This window comes from Mitsuokella multacida DSM 20544 (genome assembly GCF_000155955.1).
In the GTDB taxonomy this organism is placed as follows: Bacteria; Bacillota; Negativicutes; order Selenomonadales; family Selenomonadaceae; genus Mitsuokella; species Mitsuokella multacida.
This window is the reverse complement of sequence record NZ_GG697141.2, coordinates 804722-821450: the sequence shown is the minus strand read 5'-3', so window position 1 is coordinate 821450 and position 16729 is coordinate 804722. Positions and strand designations below refer to the sequence as shown.

At 61.9% G+C, this 16729-nt stretch carries 19 protein-coding genes and 1 riboswitch; all 19 genes read left to right on the top strand.

Features of this window, described 5'->3' with window-relative positions; translation table 11 throughout:
• Positions 1-47 precede the first annotated feature (47 nt).
• The 19 genes from hisZ (at position 48) to MITSMUL_RS03705 (ending at position 16638) form a co-directional block, all read left to right on the top strand.
• A complete protein-coding gene (gene hisZ / locus MITSMUL_RS03790; RefSeq protein WP_005840131.1) occupies positions 48-1232 on the top strand; it encodes an ATP phosphoribosyltransferase regulatory subunit in 1185 nt (394 codons plus the stop codon).
• Positions 1229-1750: an HDIG domain-containing metalloprotein gene (locus MITSMUL_RS03785; RefSeq protein WP_005840129.1), complete on the top strand. Its 522-nt coding sequence runs from the start codon at positions 1229-1231 to the stop codon at positions 1748-1750. Before hisZ ends, MITSMUL_RS03785 begins: the two co-directional genes overlap by 4 nt.
• Positions 1751-1915: 165 nt before the next feature.
• Positions 1916-2590 carry an ATP phosphoribosyltransferase gene (hisG, locus tag MITSMUL_RS03780; protein ID WP_005840127.1) on the top strand — a complete coding sequence of 225 codons (675 nt, stop codon included), beginning with the start codon at positions 1916-1918 and terminating at the stop codon, positions 2588-2590.
• Positions 2591-2637: 47 nt separating this feature from the next.
• Positions 2638-3981 carry a histidinol dehydrogenase gene (hisD, locus tag MITSMUL_RS03775; protein WP_005840125.1) on the top strand — a complete coding sequence of 448 codons (1344 nt, stop codon included), beginning with the start codon at positions 2638-2640 and terminating at the stop codon, positions 3979-3981.
• Positions 3982-4029: 48 nt separating this feature from the next.
• Complete coding sequence (gene hisC, locus MITSMUL_RS03770; protein WP_005840123.1) at positions 4030-5097, top strand: histidinol-phosphate transaminase; 1068 nt, start codon at positions 4030-4032, stop codon at positions 5095-5097.
• A complete protein-coding gene (gene hisB, locus MITSMUL_RS03765) occupies positions 5094-5684 on the top strand; it encodes an imidazoleglycerol-phosphate dehydratase HisB (protein ID WP_005840121.1) in 591 nt (196 codons plus the stop codon). The genes hisC and hisB overlap by 4 nt, the downstream gene beginning before the upstream one ends.
• 31 nt (positions 5685-5715) lie before the next feature.
• Positions 5716-6327 carry an imidazole glycerol phosphate synthase subunit HisH gene (gene hisH / locus MITSMUL_RS03760; protein ID WP_005840120.1) on the top strand — a complete coding sequence of 204 codons (612 nt, stop codon included), beginning with the start codon at positions 5716-5718 and terminating at the stop codon, positions 6325-6327.
• A 15-nt stretch (positions 6328-6342) separates the two neighbouring features.
• Entirely contained in the window at positions 6343-7074 is a 732-nt protein-coding gene (gene hisA, locus MITSMUL_RS03755; protein WP_005840118.1) for a 1-(5-phosphoribosyl)-5-[(5-phosphoribosylamino)methylideneamino]imidazole-4-carboxamide isomerase, read from the top strand.
• Positions 7075-7079: 5 nt separating this feature from the next.
• Positions 7080-7838 carry an imidazole glycerol phosphate synthase subunit HisF gene (gene hisF / locus MITSMUL_RS03750; RefSeq protein ID WP_005840116.1) on the top strand — a complete coding sequence of 253 codons (759 nt, stop codon included), beginning with the start codon at positions 7080-7082 and terminating at the stop codon, positions 7836-7838.
• Complete coding sequence (gene hisIE / locus MITSMUL_RS03745; protein ID WP_005840115.1) at positions 7838-8563, top strand: bifunctional phosphoribosyl-AMP cyclohydrolase/phosphoribosyl-ATP diphosphatase HisIE; 726 nt, start codon at positions 7838-7840, stop codon at positions 8561-8563. The genes hisF and hisIE overlap by 1 nt, the downstream gene beginning before the upstream one ends.
• Before the next feature lie 118 nt (positions 8564-8681).
• Positions 8682-9110: a hypothetical protein gene (locus tag MITSMUL_RS03740; RefSeq protein ID WP_005840113.1), complete on the top strand. Its 429-nt coding sequence runs from the start codon at positions 8682-8684 to the stop codon at positions 9108-9110.
• A 76-nt stretch (positions 9111-9186) separates the two neighbouring features.
• Positions 9187-9269, top strand: a riboswitch (ZMP/ZTP riboswitch).
• Positions 9270-9332: 63 nt separating this feature from the next.
• Positions 9333-10175, top strand: coding sequence for an MFS transporter (locus tag MITSMUL_RS03735; protein WP_244944623.1), 843 nt, complete (start codon positions 9333-9335; stop codon positions 10173-10175).
• Positions 10057-10470 (top strand): MFS transporter, encoded by a 414-nt coding sequence (locus MITSMUL_RS13045; protein WP_244944631.1) that lies wholly within the window; start codon positions 10057-10059, stop codon positions 10468-10470. Before MITSMUL_RS03735 ends, MITSMUL_RS13045 begins: the two co-directional genes overlap by 119 nt.
• 191 nt (positions 10471-10661) lie before the next feature.
• Entirely contained in the window at positions 10662-11060 is a 399-nt protein-coding gene (locus MITSMUL_RS03730; protein ID WP_005840107.1) for a methylglyoxal synthase, read from the top strand.
• A gap of 195 nt (positions 11061-11255) precedes the next feature.
• Positions 11256-12710 (top strand): alanine/glycine:cation symporter family protein, encoded by a 1455-nt coding sequence (locus tag MITSMUL_RS03725; protein WP_040635417.1) that lies wholly within the window; start codon positions 11256-11258, stop codon positions 12708-12710.
• 134 nt (positions 12711-12844) lie between these two features.
• Entirely contained in the window at positions 12845-13915 is a 1071-nt protein-coding gene (locus MITSMUL_RS03720) for an ABC transporter ATP-binding protein (RefSeq protein ID WP_005840103.1), read from the top strand.
• Entirely contained in the window at positions 13905-14759 is an 855-nt protein-coding gene (locus tag MITSMUL_RS03715) for an ABC transporter permease (protein ID WP_005840101.1), read from the top strand. Before MITSMUL_RS03720 ends, MITSMUL_RS03715 begins: the two co-directional genes overlap by 11 nt.
• The gene (locus MITSMUL_RS03710; protein ID WP_005840100.1) at positions 14759-15553 is read left to right on the top strand and encodes an ABC transporter permease; all 795 of its coding nucleotides are present in this window, start codon (positions 14759-14761) and stop codon (positions 15551-15553) included. The genes MITSMUL_RS03715 and MITSMUL_RS03710 overlap by 1 nt, the downstream gene beginning before the upstream one ends.
• Complete coding sequence (locus MITSMUL_RS03705; RefSeq protein WP_005840098.1) at positions 15550-16638, top strand: ABC transporter substrate-binding protein; 1089 nt, start codon at positions 15550-15552, stop codon at positions 16636-16638. Before MITSMUL_RS03710 ends, MITSMUL_RS03705 begins: the two co-directional genes overlap by 4 nt.
• The last annotated feature ends 91 nt before the right edge of the window (positions 16639-16729 follow it).

Below are 16729 nucleotides of genomic sequence, written 5' to 3'. Positions count from 1 at the left end.
GAAGAAAATGGAAATAAGATAGAAGCAGGATAAAAGGAGACAGACACATGGACAAGGAAAGACTGACACTGGAGATCCCGTACGGCATGCGCGATTTCCTGCCGACAGAAGCAGCGGAGAAGCGCGCAATCGAGGCGGAGCTCGCCGCGCTGTTCGCGGAGTGGGGCTACGACGAGGTCGTCACGCCGACCATCGAGTACCTCGACAACCTGACGCTCGGCGCGAGCCGCGCGCTCGAGCCGCATCTCTTCAAGCTCTTCGACAAGGACAACCGCACGCTCGCGCTGCGCCATGAGATGACGACGCCGATCGCGCGCCTCGCCGCGAGCCGCCTGCGCGACTACCCGCAGCCCTTAAAGCTCTCCTATGTCAGCAGTGTCTTCCGCTACGAGCAGACGCAGGCCGGCCGCCAGTGCGAGTTCCATCAGGCTGGCGTCGAGCTCATGGGCTCAGCGACGGCCTTTGCCGATGCCGAGGTCATCGCGCTGGCCATCCAGGGCCTGCTGCGCGCCGGCCTCACGGACTTCACGATCTGCCTCGGCCAGGTCGAGTTCGTCTCGGGCATCATGAACCAGTACCAGCTTACAGATGAGACGAAGCAGACCCTGCAGACGGCGCTCGAGAAGCACGACCTCGTCTCCTTCGACCGCGCAATCGCCGCGCTCGACCTGCCCGAGAAGGCCAAGAAGACGCTCGGCTACCTGCCCGTGCTCAATGGCGGCGCGGAGATGCTCAAGAAGAGCTACACGCTCGCACTCAATGAGCAGAGCCGACGCGCGCTCGACAACCTCGCGGAGATTTACCGCCTGCTCCAGTCGTACGGCGTCGAGCAGTACGTGCGCTTCGACCTCGGCATCATCCGCGACTTCAGCTACTACACGGGCATGGTCTTCGAGGCGTACACGCCGGGCCTCGGCTTCCCACTCGCCGGCGGCGGCCGCTACGACCACCTGCTGTCTGACTTCGGCAGCGCCTGCCCAGCCACGGGCTTTGCCATCGGCATCGAGCGCATCCTGCTCGCGCTGACGCGCCAGGGCCTCGAGAAGCCGGACCAGCCGAAGGACATCTACCTCGGCTACGCGCCGGGCCGCGAGCACGACGCCATCCAGAAGGCGCAGGAGCTGCGCGCAGGCGGCAAGGTCGTCGAGCTCGCGCTGCTGTGCCAGACGGAGGACGATGCCCGCGCGATGCAGCAGACGAAGGGCTACGCGAGCCTCGTCTACCTCGCATGAGCATGCGGGGGCGCGTGCGCCAGTTCGTCCGCGCCGTCACCGAGCGCATGGACGAGGGAGACCGCGCCTTCGTCCGCGCGAACCTGCCCGCAAAGGCCCTGCCGCTCTTCGCGGCGATGCACCCGGCTGACCAGGTCCACGTGCGCAACGTCGCCTACACGGCTCTTGCGCTCGCAAAGGAGCATGGGCTGCCCGCGGAGCAGCGCGCCTTCCTCGTGCGCTGCGCGCTGCTGCACGATGTCGGCCGCCGCAAGGGTGACCTCGACATCCTCGGCAAGGTCTTCGCCGTCCTCATGATGCACTATCTGCCAAGCGCCTCAGAGCGTCTGATGGAGCGCCCGAGCCGCCTCGGCCACGCGCTCTACGTCTACCGCCACCATCCGGCCATCGGCGCCGCCCTGCTGCGCAAGATCGGCATGGAGGAGGAGGCCGCCGTCATCGAGCGCCACCACATGGCCGCCGCGCCGGGTGACAGCCTCGTGCTCGTGCTCCTGCGTGAGGCCGATGCTCGCAACTAACAGCTGGAGCTTTGTACGCAGAAAATGGACAAGCAAACAATTTACAAAGATTTCTTGACGAATCAGGATTTTGGTGTTAACATAAGGGACATCGAAATCCTTTAGCAAGATAAAGAGTGAAAATCACAGGAATCATATCCGGAACATACTATCAGGAGAGGGAATATGAAAAACACCATGGATTACCTGACCATCGCCCTGCCGAAAGGCAAGCTCTTCTCGCTCTCGGCCGACCTTCTGGCCAAGGCGGGCTACACGGCGGAAGGTCTCTCGGATAAGTCGCGCAAACTCGTCATCGCGAACGAGGAGAAGAAGATCCGCTTCATCGTCTCGAAGACGGCTGACGTGCCGACGTACGTCGAGTACGGTGCCGCCGACATCGGCGTCATCGGCAAGGACGTGCTCCTCGAGTCGGGCAAGGACGTCTACGAGCTCTTAGACCTCGGCTTTGGCCGCTGCCACCTCATGATGGCCGTGCCGAAGGCCGAGAAGCGCGCGAAGCTCGTCGACTACGATCACACGCGCGTCGCGACGAAGTTCCCGCACATCGCTGAGCAGTTCTTCAACAAGCACGGCATGCAGATGGAGTACATCAAGCTCAACGGCTCCATCGAGCTCGGCCCGATCGTCGGACTCTCGGAGAGCATCGTCGATATCGTCGAGACGGGCACGACGCTTCGCGAAAACGACCTCGAGGAGATCGCCTACATCCTCGATGCGACGGCGCGCCTCATCGTCAACCGCGTGAGCTTCAAGCTCAAGTTCGACCGCATCAACCAGCTCACCGAAGAGCTGCGCAAGATCCTCGAGCTCGAGCAGCAGGCAAAGGCCGGGGCCTGAGTACCTCGGTGCAGATGAGATAGACAGTGGAAAGCGAGGAAGTATAGATGAAAATCGTAAAAGCCAGTGAAGTCGGAGAATATGCCATTGAGAAGATGCTGACGAAGGCATCCTTTGATGAAGTCGAGCTCAGCCCGAAGATCCGCGAGGCCAACAAGAAGACGTTCGGCCGCGACATGACGGCCGCCGAGCTCGTGCGCCAGATTGTCGGCGATGTGCGCCGCGAGGGCGACGCCGCCGTCATCCGCTACACGCATCTCATCGACCGGGTCGACTACAAGCCGGAGGACTTCCTCGTGACGGAGGCCGAGTACGAAGCCGCCGAGAAAGCCGCTGACCCCGCCGTCGTCGAATCGCTGCGCAAGGCTGCTGAGAACGTGCGCCGCTACCATCAGGAGCAGAAGCCGAACTCGTGGATGACGTACCGCGAGAAGGGCTCCATCCTCGGCCAGTCCATCATCCCGCTCGACCGCGTCGGCATCTATGTGCCGGGCGGCACGGCTGCCTATCCGTCCTCCGTCATCATGAACGCCGTGCCGGCCTCCGTCGCCGGTGTCGGCGAGATCATCATGATGGTGCCGCCGAAGAACGGCAAGATCAACCCGTATGTGCTCATCGCCGCGCGCGCGGCCGGCGTCAAGAAGATCTACAAGATCGGCGGCGCCCAGGCCATCGCCGCGATGGCCTTCGGCACGGAGACCATCCCGCGCGTCGACAAGATCACGGGCCCGGGCAACATCTTCGTCACCTTGGCCAAGAAGGAAGTCTACGGCCACGTCGACATCGACATGCTCGCAGGGCCCAGTGAGATCCTCATCGTCGCCGACAAGACGGCCGACCCCGTCTACACGGCGGCTGACATGCTGAGCCAGGCCGAGCACGACCCGCTGGCCTCGAGCATCGTCATCACGGACGACGCGGAGCTCGCCGAGAAGGTCGCCAAAGAAGCCGAGAAGCAGCTCGCCGCCCTGCCGCGCCGCGAGATCGCGCAGGCCTCGATCGACCGCAATGGCCTGATTGTCGTCGCCGACGACATGATGCAGGCCATGCGCTTCGCCAATGTCTCGGCACCGGAGCACATGGAGCTCTTGACGGCCCAGCCGTTCCAGCTCTTGCCGTACGTGCGCCACGCCGGCGCCGTCTTCCTCGGCGCCTACTCGCCGGAGCCGCTCGGCGACTACTTTGCCGGCCCGAACCACGTGCTGCCGACGGGCGGCACGGCGCGCTACTACTCCGTGCTCAACGTCGAGACGTTCATGAAACGCACGAGCATCATCTCGTACACGCAGCCGGCGCTCTCAGACGTCAGCGAGGACATCATCCGCCTCGCCGAGACGGAGGGCCTGCAGGCACATGCTAACGCCATCCGCATCCGCCGCGAGCAGAAGTGATCGATAGTCAAGCCAACAGAGATTTCATATAGAAGGGGATAGGGGAATATGCTGAACTACCGCAACGGCCTTGCCGACATGCCATCGTACGACGTCGTCGAACGTCCGTGGGAAATCAAGATCAATGCCAATGAATGCAACATGAGCCTGCCGCCGCTCGTCGAAGAACGCGTCATGAACCGCCTCGGCACGGTCGCCTTCAACCGCTACCCGAACGAGCAGTACGACGACCTGCGCGACCAGATTGCGCGCAACTTCTCCATGCAGCGCGAGAACGTGCTGATCGGCAGCGGCTCGTCCGAGATCATCGAGAAGCTCTTCTACTGCTTCGGCGGCAGTCCGGAGGCCAAGATCGTCTACCCGCAGCCGTCGTTCTCGATGTACAAGATCTACGCCAAGGCCGCTGAGGCCACGGGCGTGCCGGTCGACCTCGACCCGGAGGACTACTCGCTCGACATCGACAAGTTCATCAAGACGGTCAACGACGAGAAGGCGACGCTCGCCGTCATCTGCAACCCGAACAACCCGACGGGCAACGCCTTCACGGTCGAGGAAATCGAGAAGATCGCAAAGAACATCGAATGCGCCTTCCTCGTCGACGAGGCCTATATGGAGTTCTACGGCCAGACGGCCGTGCGCCTGCTCGCGAAGTACCCGAACATGATCATCGCGCGCACGTTCTCGAAGGCCTACGGCCTCGCCTCGTGTCGCGTCGGCTACATGCTCGCCGATGCGAAGATTGTCGAGATGATCGACAAGTCCTACATGCCGTACCACATGAATGTGCTCTCGCTCGTCACGGCCGACATCTGCTACCAGATGCGCCAGGAGTTCGTGCCGCACATCCAGATCATGATCTCGGAGCGCAAGCGCATGCAGGAGGAGCTCAAGAAGCTGCCGGGCGTCAAGGTCTTCCCGTCGGAGACGAACTTCATCCTCGTCCACTACGATAAGGCGCAGGAGCTCAACGCGCTCTTCGAGTCGAAGGGCATCGGCGTGCGCCACTTCGGCGATGCGCCGGGCCTCAAGGACTGCCTGCGCATCTCGATGGGCCGCCGCGAGGAGAACGACATCTGGTACAGCTACTTCAAGGCATTCACGGAGGGGAGAGCATGAGCATCCGCACAGCGACCGTCGAGCGCAAGACGGCAGAAACGAGCGTCAAGCTCATCTTAAATCTCGATGGCAATGGCCACGGCGTCATCGACTCGGGCATCGGCTTTTTCGACCACATGCTCAACCTCATGACGGCCCACGGCCTCATGGACCTCACGCTGGCCTGTGACGGCGACATCGACGTCGACGGCCACCACTCCGTCGAGGACATCGGCATCACGCTCGGCCAGGCGTTCAAGCAGGCCATCGGCGACAAGAAGGGCATCCGCCGCTACGGCACGTTCTACCTGCCGATGGACGAGGCGCTGGCCTTCGTCTCACTTGACATCAGCGGCCGCCCGTTCCTCGTCTACGACGGCGGTGAGATGGCCCCGATGATCGGCGGCTACGACACGGAGCTCACGGAGGAATTCCTGCGCGCCTTCGCCGTCAACGCCGGCATCACCCTGCACGTCCGCGTGCTCTACGGCAAGAACTCGCACCACAAAGTCGAGGCCATCTTCAAGGCGCTCGGCCACGCCCTGCGCATCGCCGTCGAGAAGGACCCGCGCGTCGATGGCATCCCGTCGACGAAGGGCTCGCTCTGAGCCCGTGCCCGATAGTTAGGAGGAGTATCCCATGATTGCAATCATTGATTACGGCGTCGGCAATCTCTTCAGTGCCGAGAAGGCGTTCGTCGCGCTCGGCGCGGACGTCCGCGTGACGAGTGACGAAAGCGTGATCCGCGAGGCCGCGAAGATCGTGCTGCCGGGCGTCGGCGCCTTTGGCGACTGCATGAAGAACCTCGAAGAGAGCGGCCTGATTCCCGTGCTCAAGGAGTCGGTCGCCGCCGGCAAGCCGCTGCTCGGCATCTGCGTCGGCCTGCAGGTCCTCTTCGACGGCAGCGAGGAGAGCCCGGGGGCAAAAGGTCTCGGCCTCATCCACGGCATGGTGAAGAAGATCCAGGCGCCGGGCCTCAAGGTCCCGCACATGGGCTGGAACTCCATCAAGGTCCGCGAGCCGCGCGAGAAGCTCGACCTCTTCCAAGGTCTCTCAGAGAAGCCCTACGTCTACTTCGTGCACAGCTACCATGCCGTGCCGGAGGATGCGAGCGTCATCACAGCCACGACGGAGTACGGCGAGCAGCTGACGGCCGCCATCGCTTGCGGCAACATCCAGGCCACGCAGTTCCACCCGGAGAAGTCCGGTGACGTCGGCCTCGCCATCCTGAAGAATTTTGTTGAAGGTTAAGAAGAGGAGAATCCCATGATCATATTCCCAGCAATCGACATCCGCGGCGGCAAGTGCGTGCGCCTCTTGAAGGGCGACTTTGCCAAGGAGACGGTCTTCTCGGACAAGCCAGAGGAGATGGCGAAGAAGTGGCAGACGCAGGGCGCCCAGTTCCTGCACCTCGTCGACCTCGACGGCGCGCTGGCCGGCAGACCGCAGAACCTTGCGACGGTCAAGGCCATCCTTGCGGCCGTCGATATCCCTGTCGAGCTCGGCGGCGGCATCCGCACGCTGGAGAGCATCGACGAGGTCCTCGCGCTTGGCGTGCGCCGCGTCATCCTCGGCTCCGTCGCCGTGCGCGATCCCGAGCTCGTCAAGACGGCCTGCGCGAAGTACGGCGACCGCATCGTCGTCGGCATCGACGCCAAGGACGGCATCGTCGCCGTCGATGGCTGGGGCGTCTCGGGTGACGTCGAGGCCACGGCGCTCGCCAAGGAGATGAAGAAGGCCGGCGTCAAGACGATCATCTACACGGACATCTCGCGCGACGGCACGCTCGCAGGTGTCAACGTCGAGGCGACGGCCAAGCTCGCGCGCGAGAGCGGCGTCGCCGTCGTCGCCTCGGGCGGCGTCAAGTCCATCGCCGACATCGAGGCCCTGAAGCCCTACGAGAAGGCTGGCATCGAGGGCGTCATCGTCGGCAAGTCCATCTACATGGGGACTCTGGACCTCGCGGAGGCTATTGAAATCGCGGCGAAGGAGGGCTAAAATAGATGTATACGAAACGCATTATCCCTTGTCTTGATGTCAAGGACGGGCGCGTCGTCAAGGGCACGAACTTTGTCGGACTGCGCGACGCGGGCGATCCCGTCGAGCTCGCTGCCCGCTACGACGAGGAACGGGCGGATGAGCTCGTCTTCCTCGATATCACGGCCTCGAGCGACAACCGCGGCACGATGGTCAACGTCGCGCGCGACTGCGCCTCGAAGGTCTTCATCCCGTTCACGGTCGGCGGCGGCATCCGCACGGTCGAGGACATGCGCCGCATGCTCAAGGCCGGTGCCGATAAGACGTCGCTGAATACCGCAGCCGTCAAGAATCCGGGTCTCCTCAAGGAAGGCGCGGAGAAGTTCGGCCGCCAGTGCATGGTGCTCGCCGTCGATGCGCGCCGCGCGGGCAACCACCGCTGGGAGGTCTACGTCAACGGCGGCCGCACGCCGACGGGCCTCGACTGCCTCGAGTGGGTCAAGAAGGCCGTCGCGCTCGGCGCCGGTGAGATCCTCTTGACGAGTATGGACGCCGACGGCACGAAGGACGGCTACGACATTGAGCTGACGCGCGCCGTCTCCGACGCCGTCAACGTGCCGGTCATCGCCTCGGGCGGCGCCGGCAAGCTCGAGCACTTCTACGACGTGCTGACCCTCGGCCATGCCGACGCCGTGCTCGCAGCGTCCGTCTTCCACTACGGCCAGTTCACCGTGCGTCAGGTCAAGGAATACCTGCAATCCCGCGGAGTGGAGGTTCGATTCTAATGGCAAATACCGAAAATGCAAATGCGATTGACATCTCGATGGTCAAATTCGACGAGAAGGGCCTCGTGCCCGCCGTCGTGCAGGAGGAGAACGGCCAGGTCCTCATGCTGGCCTACATGAACGAGGAATCCCTCAAGAAGACGCTCGAGACGGGCTACACCTGGTTCTTCAGCCGCAGCCGCCAGAAGCTCTGGCAGAAGGGCGAGACATCCGGCAACGTCCAGAAGGTCAAGGAGATCTCCTACGACTGCGACGGCGACACCTTGCTCGTGCGCGTGCATCAGACGGGCGTCGCCTGCCACACGGGCACCTACACCTGCTTCAGCGGCCGCAAGCTCATGGGCGGGGAGGAGAAGGGCATCGCCGTCGTGCCGCCGGAGAAGAAGGCCGACCTCGCCGAAGTCCTCTACGACCTCTACAACGTCATCCAGGACCGTCGCCTCAACCCGGTCGAGGGCTCGTACACGAACTACCTCTTCGAGAAGGGCCAGGACAAGATCTTGAAGAAAGTCGGTGAGGAAGCCGTCGAGACGATCATCGCCTCGAAGAACAACGTCCGCAAGGATGTCGTCTACGAGATGGGCGACCTCTGGTACCACTGCCTCGTCTTGCTCGCCTACCACAACATCTCGCCAGAAGAGCTCTTCGCCGAGCTCATGGGCCGCCGGAAGGGCGCTGCTTACCACAAGTTCACCGGCAAGACCGGCGTGCGCCCAGACCTCTGATGCTGTCCGATTGCAGTGGCAGCTGCGCCTGTGGTATACTATACTCGTTTGCAAAGTCCCTCGGGTCACCGGGGGCTTTTTCATGGGTGGCAAGTGATAGACTGGAAAGGAAAGACGTATGACAAATGAGATGACACCGGAGCAGCGCCGGACGGGGCGCGCGCTCGCGCAGCTCCAGAAGCGCATCCAGAAGATGCACGCCCTGCGCGACAAGATGAACGCGGGCCTCGCGCGCGTGACGGAGGAGAACCTCGACCTCGCGCTGACGCAGAAGAAGAATCTGCGCGCGCTCTCGGCCGAGTATGACGAGCTCGCCAAGGAGGTCAGCTGCCTGCCGCCGCTCGATGCCGCCTCCGTGCTCGAGGAGGAGTACAACTACATCCTGACCATCGGCAACATCATTGAGACGACGCGCGAGCTCAAGAAGAAGTCCAAGATCGACAAGGACGTGCGCGAGAGCATCACGAGCGGCCTCGTGCAGTTCTACGAAGGCCTGCGCGCTGAGCTCGCCCGCACGGCTTACCAGAAGGAGCAGAAGCAGCCGTAACAGAAAATTTCTATTCTGTGAGATTTCTAACTTGACGCCGCCCCGCGGGGCTCTTATAATGAAAGTGAAAAAAGAAAGAGCCTTGCAGGGCTGACGGATGAGTGGAATTGACCACATGTCCTGCAATGTCATGATCAGCCGACCGTCTGGGCAGGGTATCTGTTCCGGACGGTCTTTTTGCTACCCCCGCAGATGCCCCGAGCATCTCTGGAGGTAGATCAAATGAGAAATCGCTGGCTTATCGCACTGAGCGCCGTCGGGATCCACATCTCGATCGGCAGCGTCTACGCATGGAGCGTGCTGACGCGCCCCATCATGAAGGAGATGGGCTTCTCGCTCGCCGAGACGACCTGGACCTTCTCGTTAGCCATCCTGTTCCTCGGCTTTTCCGCCGGCTTCCTCGGCAGCTTCGTCGAGAAGATTGGCCCGAAAAAGAGCGGCCTCATCGCCATGGCGTTCTTCGGCACGGGCATGCTCGGCACGGCCTACGCCATCGCGGCGCAGAGCCTGACGCTCCTGTATCTCTTCTACGGCGTCATCGGCGGCATCGGCCTCGGCGTCGGCTACATCACGCCGGTCTCGACGCTCGTCAAGTACTTCCCGGACCATCGCGGCTTTGCGACGAGGCTTGCCATCATGGGCTTTGGCTTCGCCGCACTCATTGCGGGCCCGGTCATGCAGTACCTGACGGCGACCGTCGGCCTCGTCAACAACTTCCTGATCCTCGGCTGCGTCTACATGCTCATCATGGGCGCGTCCTCTCTGTACCTCAAGCCGCCCGTCCTCAAGGACAGCACGGGCAAGGTCACGCACATCCAGCAGGGTGTGACGGCCAATGAGGCTCTCAAGACCTGGCAGTTCGCCTCGCTCTGGTGGATCTTCTTCGTCAACATCACCTGCGGCGTCGATGGTCGGCATCATCGGCGTCTTCAACGGCGGCGGGCGCATCGTCTGGTCGACGGTCTCCGACTACATCGGCCGCGGCCGCGTCTACATGCTCTTCTTCCTGCTCGAGGTCCTCGCGTTCTGGCAGCTCGGCCAGACGAGAGAAGCCTTCGTCTTTGAGCTGCTCGTGTTGCTGATCATCAGCTGCTACGGCGGTGGCTTCTCGTGCATGCCGGCCTATCTCTCCGATATCTTCGGCACGCGCCAGCTCAGCGCCATCCACGGCCGCATCCTGACGGCCTGGGGCCTCGCGGGCGTCGCCGGCCCGTCCATCGTCTCGTACTTCCATGCACAGACGGGCGGCTACACGGCCTCGCTCTACTTCTTCGCCGCCTGCTTCGTGCTCAACTTCATCATCGCCGCCGTGCTCAAGCAGTATGGCCAGCGCAAGAAGGAGACGCGCACGGCAATTTAATCTCTATATCGACAAACCCTTTGACTCCGGCTCTCTATGGTTGGCGCGTGGCGCTAGGCATAGCGTCACGCTTGGTTGGCGGCGCCGGGGTCAGCAAATCCTGCCGCATCTGGATTTCCAGATGCAGCAGGATTTTTGGCGTTCTAGGGCGAAATGATAGGGGAGAATGTTTCTAGAAAGGATGATTACCCATGAAAACGATTGCCCTGATTGCCCACGACAAGAAGAAGAGCGAGATGCTCGAGTTCGTCGGCCACCACAAGGACTTCCTCGCGAAGTTCCACCTGATCGCGACGCGCACGACCGGAACGCTGATCAACGACACCTTCGGCCTCGGCGTCGAGACGATGCTCTCTGGCCCGCTCGGCGGCGACCAGCAGATTGGCGCGCGCGTCGCCGTCGGTGAAGTCGACTACGTCGTCTTCCTGCGCGACCCGCTGACGTCCCAGCCGCACGAGCCGGACATCAATGCGCTCCTGCGCCTCTGCGACGTCCACGACGTGCCGCTCGCGACGAACCGCAAGAGCGCCCACATCCTGCTGGCCTACGCCGCCGCACACGAGGGTGATGAGCCAGCCGAGCAGGCATGATCCTGATATAGGTTGTGTACACTTGTGTATACATAATGGATAAAGATTGACAATAATCCCATTATAAATTATAATAATCCACAAAGCAATGTTGCTTGAGAAGTCCCCGCGGATGGGTCCGGCAACATTGCTTTTTCTTTTTAGGGAATCATCTTTACATCATTGATCTATCGGAACCAGAAAGGGATGGGTATCATGGATTTCTCGAAGCTGTTGGCGGAGGTCAACAATTTTGTCTGGGGCCCGGTTATGCTGGTGCTGCTCGTCGGCACGGGCATCTTCCTGACCGTGCGGCTGAAGTTCCTGCCGTGGCGCAACCTCGGCTACGCGATCCACATGGTCTTCTCGAAGCGCGACAAGCACGCGGGCGACATCTCGCCGTTCCAGTCGCTCATGACGGCGCTGTCGGCGACGATCGGCACGGGCAACATCGTCGGCGTTGCGACGGCCATGGTCTTAGGCGGCCCGGGCGCGCTCGTCTGGATGTGGATCAGCGCGGCGTTCGGCCTCTCGACGAAGTACGGTGAGTCGGTCCTGGCCGTCAAGTACCGCGAGACGAACAGCGTCGGCGAGATGGCCGGCGGCCCGATGTACGCGATGAAGAACGGCATCAAGAACAAGTACGTCGGCCGCACGCTCGCCTTCCTGTTCTCGCTCTTCGTCGTGCTCGCGTCGTTCGGCATCGGCAACATGACGCAGGCCAACTCCATTGCCGCCGCGCTCTCGAGCAGCTACGGCATCCCGACATGGCTCATTGGCGGCGTTATCGCCATCATGGCGCTCAGCGTCCTCGTGCGCGGCATCCGCAGCATCGGCTTCGTCTCGAGCATCATCGTGCCCGTCATGGCCGCATTCTACTTCCTCGTCTCGATCGTCGTCATCTGTGCCAACTTCGAGGCCGTGCCGGCAGGCATCGCGGAGATGTTCCGCATGGCGTTTTCCGTCGACTCCGTCGCGGGCGGTATCGGCGGCTCCATCGTCGCCTCGATGCTGACCTCCATGCGCTGGGGCGTCGCGCGCGGCGTCTTCTCGAATGAGGCAGGCCTTGGCTCCGCGCCGATTGCGGCCGCCGCGGCCCGCACGGACCACGCTTCGCGCCAGGGCTACGTCAACATGACGGGCACTTTCTTCGACACGATGATCATCTGCATGCTCACGGGCCTCGTCATCGCCTCGTCGGGCGTGCTCGGCACGGTCGACCCCGCGACGGGCAAGCTCGTCTCCGGCGTGCAGCTGACGATCCTCGCGTTCTCGACCGTCTTCGGCCCGTACGCGAAGCTCATCGTCTCCGTCTCGATTGCGCTCTTTGCCTTCTCGACCATCCTCGGCTGGGAGTACTACGGCGAGAAGGCTCTCGAGTACCTGATCGAGAAGCGCCCCGTCATCATGGCCTACCGCATCATTTTCTCGCTCGTGACCTTCGTCGGTGCGACGACGACGCTCGAAGTCGTCTGGAACTTCTCCGACACGATGAACGGCCTCATGATCATCCCGAACCTCATCTGTCTGCTCTGGCTCAACAAGGACATCGCCGAGGAGTGCTTCGACTACGAGGAGCACGTCGTCACCTTCGAGAAAAAGGGCGAGCAGATTGACTACCAGGGGGAGAGTGAAGCTGCCGAGGACGAGCTCGCCGGCCAGAAATCCTGAGCGGCGTTTGGGACACCATCCTTTACTGGAACTTAACAGCAATACGATTGAAACAAAGGGAACTGCTATGTTAAAATAGAAGGGCCCTTTTTGTGGGCATATTTTATGTTGGTTTTTAGATGGGGGAGTGAAAATTGGCGAAAGAATTGCTGAGACTCGAGCATATCGACAAGTTCTATGGCAGCCGTCAGATCCTCGAGGACCTGAACCTGACCATTCACGAAAATGAATTCCTGACGCTCTTGGGGCCGTCGGGCTGTGGCAAGACGACGACACTGCGCCTGATTGGCGGCTTTGAGCTGCCCGACAAGGGGCGCATCCTGTTCGACGGGCAGGACATCACGAAGCTGCCGCCGGAGAAGCGGCAGGTCAATACGGTGTTCCAGAAGTATTCCCTGTTCTCGAACATGGATGTCGCGGAGAACATCGCCTTCGGCCTCAAAATCAAGGGCAAGTCGGCCGCCTACATCCGCGATAAGATCAAGTACGCGCTGAAGCTCGTCAACCTCGACGGCTATGAGCACGCCGACGTCACGGCGCTCTCGGGCGGCCAGCAGCAGCGCATCGCCATCGCGCGCGCCGTCGTCAACGAGCCGAAGGTCCTGCTCCTCGACGAGCCGCTCTCGGCCCTCGACCTCAAGCTGCGCCAGAGCATGCAGCGCGAGCTCGTCAAGATCAAGCGCGAGCTCGGCATCACCTTCATCTTCGTCACGCACGACCAGGAGGAGGCGCTCTCGATGTCGGACACGGTCGTCGTCATGAACCAGGGCTGGATCCAGCAGATCGGCACGCCGGAGAGCGTCTATAACGAGCCGGAGAACGCCTTCGTCGCGGACTTCATTGGCGACAGCAACATCATTGACGGCATCATGGTGCGCGACAAGCTCGTCCACCTGCTCGGCAAAGACATCCCGTGCATCAACACGGGCTTCGGAGAAAACGTCCCCGTCGACGTCCAGATCCGCCCCGAGGACATCCAGATTTGTGCGCCGGAAGAAGGACAGTACCGCGGCATCATCCGCTCCGTCGTCTTCAAGGGCACGGTCTACGACATCACGATCGAGGCGGGCGGCTTCTCGTGGCTCGTCCAGACGATCACGGGCCACGAGCAGGGCAAGGAGGTCGGCATCCGCTTAGCGCCATCGAACATCCAGATCATGGCCAAGCCCGCCTCGGAAGATGAGGAGGCGGCGCATGATGCATGACAGCAAGGGCGTCGCGCGCCTTTTCGCCGCGCCGTTCGCCATCTGGGCGGCCATCTTCATCGTGCTGCCGCTCTTCTTCGTCTTCTACCACGGCCTGACGGACGGGCAAGGGGCCTTCACGCTCGCGAACCTCTGGGAGGCCGTGCAGCTCGAGTACCTGCAGGCCCTCGGCCTCTCGGTGGAGCTCGCGCTCATCAGCACCCTCATCTGCCTCGTGCTCGCATACCCGCTCTGCATGATCCTGCAGCAGATCAAGCGCGGCCGCATGTTGCTGATCTTCCTGCTGTTCCTCTTGCCGCTCTGGATGAACTCGCTCCTGACGACGATGGCCTGGCAGACCATTCTCGAGAAGAACGGCATTATCAACATGGTGCTGCACGCGCTCGCGCTGCCGGAGGTCACGCTGATCAACACGCCGCTGGCCATCGTCATCGGCATGGTCTACAACTTCCTGCCGTACATGGTGCTGCCGCTCTACGTCTCGCTCTCGCACATCGACAAGAGCATCATCGAGGCGGCGCACGACCTCGGCGCGGGCCACTGGCAGACCTTCCGCCGCATCGTCTTCCCGCTTTCTTTGCCCGGCGTCATCAGCGGCTGCACGATGGTCTTCATCCCCGCGCTGACGACCTTCGTCATCAGCGCGCTCTTAGGCGGCAACAAGATCCTCTTAATCGGCAACATCATCGAGCAGGAGTTCACGGCGGCCTATGACTGGCAGCTCGGCAGCGCCCTCTCGATGATCCTCATGGTCTTCATCATCCTCAACATCGTGCTCGAGGCCTTCTCGGGCCATGATGCAGAGGAGAAGGTCGAGCAGGCAGAACAGGGGGTGAAGTCCTGATGGCAAAGCTCAAGAAAGTGTATCTTGGCATTATCATCCTGTTCCTCTACGCGCCGATCCTCGTGCTGATCGCGCAGTCGTTCAATGCGAGCCGCTACCGCGGCCAGTGGACGGGCTTCACCTTGCAGTGGTATGAGAAGCTCTTCACGAGCGAGGACATCATCGAGGCCTTCCTCAACACATTGACGATTGGCCTGACGGCGGCGTTCTTCGCGACGCTTCTGGGCCTCGTCACGGCGCTCGCCATCCGCAATTTCTCGAAGAAGAGCCAGCTCGTCATCCGCGGCCTCGCGAATGTGCCGCTCCTCAATGCCGACATCGTCACGGGCATCGCCCTGATGCTCCTGTTCCTCGGCTTCGGCCTGCGCCTCGGCTACGACACGATCCTCATGGCGCACATCGTCATCAACCTGCCCTACGCGATGCTCTGCATCCTGCCGCAGGTCATGGGCCTCGACCGCGTCTGCTACGAGGCGGCACTCGACCTCGGCGCGACGCCCTTCCAGGCATTCCGCAAGGTCATCCTGCCGGAGCTCCGGCCCGGCATCGCCGCGGCCTTCCTGCTGTCGTTTGCCATGTCGGCCGACGACTTCATCGTGACCTACTTCACGAAGGGCGCGGGCATCGACACGCTGACGACGGCCATCTACGCGCAGCTCAAGCTCGGCATCCATCCCGAGATGTACGCGCTCTCCACGCTGTTCTTCCTCGGCGTCATCGTCTTCGTCGCCCTGCTGATGGTCAACTGGCGCCTGTTGAAGGGCCGCCAGGGAAAGGAGTGGGAAGAAGAATGAAGCGATTACCGATTTTTCTGTTGCTCCTGTGCTTTGTGACGGCTCTTTTCACGGCGGGCTGCGACAGCTTTGCCGAAGAAGAGGCGGAGGGCGAGGACACGCTCTACATCTACAGCTGGGGCGACTACCTCGACCCCGACGTCATCGCGCAGTTCGAGGAGGAGACGGGCATCCACGTCGTGCTCGACGAGTTCGACACGAATGAGAGCATGTACCCGCGCGTCAAAGAGGGCGCGACGAGCTACGACCTCATCTGCCCGTCGGACTACATGATCCAGAAGATGGCCGAGAACGATTTGCTGCAGCCGCTCGACTACAGTCAGCTGCCGAACGCCAAGAAATACATCGGCGAGGACTTCCTCAAGCAGGCCGAGTCGTATGACCCGGGCAACCGCTATTCCATCCCGTACTGCTGGGGCACGGTCGGCCTCATGTACAACAAGAAGCTTGTCCACGCGGAAGATGGTGCGATTGACAGCTGGTCCGTGCTGTTCGACCCCGCCTACAAGGACGAGATCCTCATGCAGGACTCCGCGCGCGATGCCTTCATGATCCCGCTGCGCCTCATGGGCGACTCGATGAACACGAAGGACCCCGCTGAGCTCGAGGCCGCGCGCGACATGCTGATTGCGCAGAAGCCGCTCGTCCAGGCCTACGGCGTCGACGACATCCGCGACAAGCTCGCCTCGGGCGAGGCCGCGCTCGGCGTCATCTACTCGGGCGAGGCCATCAACCTGCTCAAGGCCAACCCCGACCTCGCGTTCTGCCCCGCACCAAAAGAGGGCACGAACCTCTGGATGGACGGCTGGGTCATCCCCAAGCAGGCCAAGCACGTAGAGAACGCCCATAAGTTCATCGACTTCCTCTGCCGCCCGGACATCGCCGCCAAGAACTTCGAGGCCCTCGGCTACTCCACGCCGAACACTGCCGTGCAGTCCATCGTCGAGGAAGACATGGACGAGGAAGAGATCGAGATCGCCTTCCCCGACCCCTCCGTCTACCAAGGGCAGGAGACCTACCAGTACCTCGGCGAGGCCATCGACAAGCTCTACACCAAGCTTTGGCTGCAGGTCAAAGTCGAATGACGATGAACTGCCTCTTGCAGTCTCCTGTGTATTCCAATATAATAGAGTAGCAGAACCCAATGCCGGCACTTTGTGCCGGTTTTCTATATAT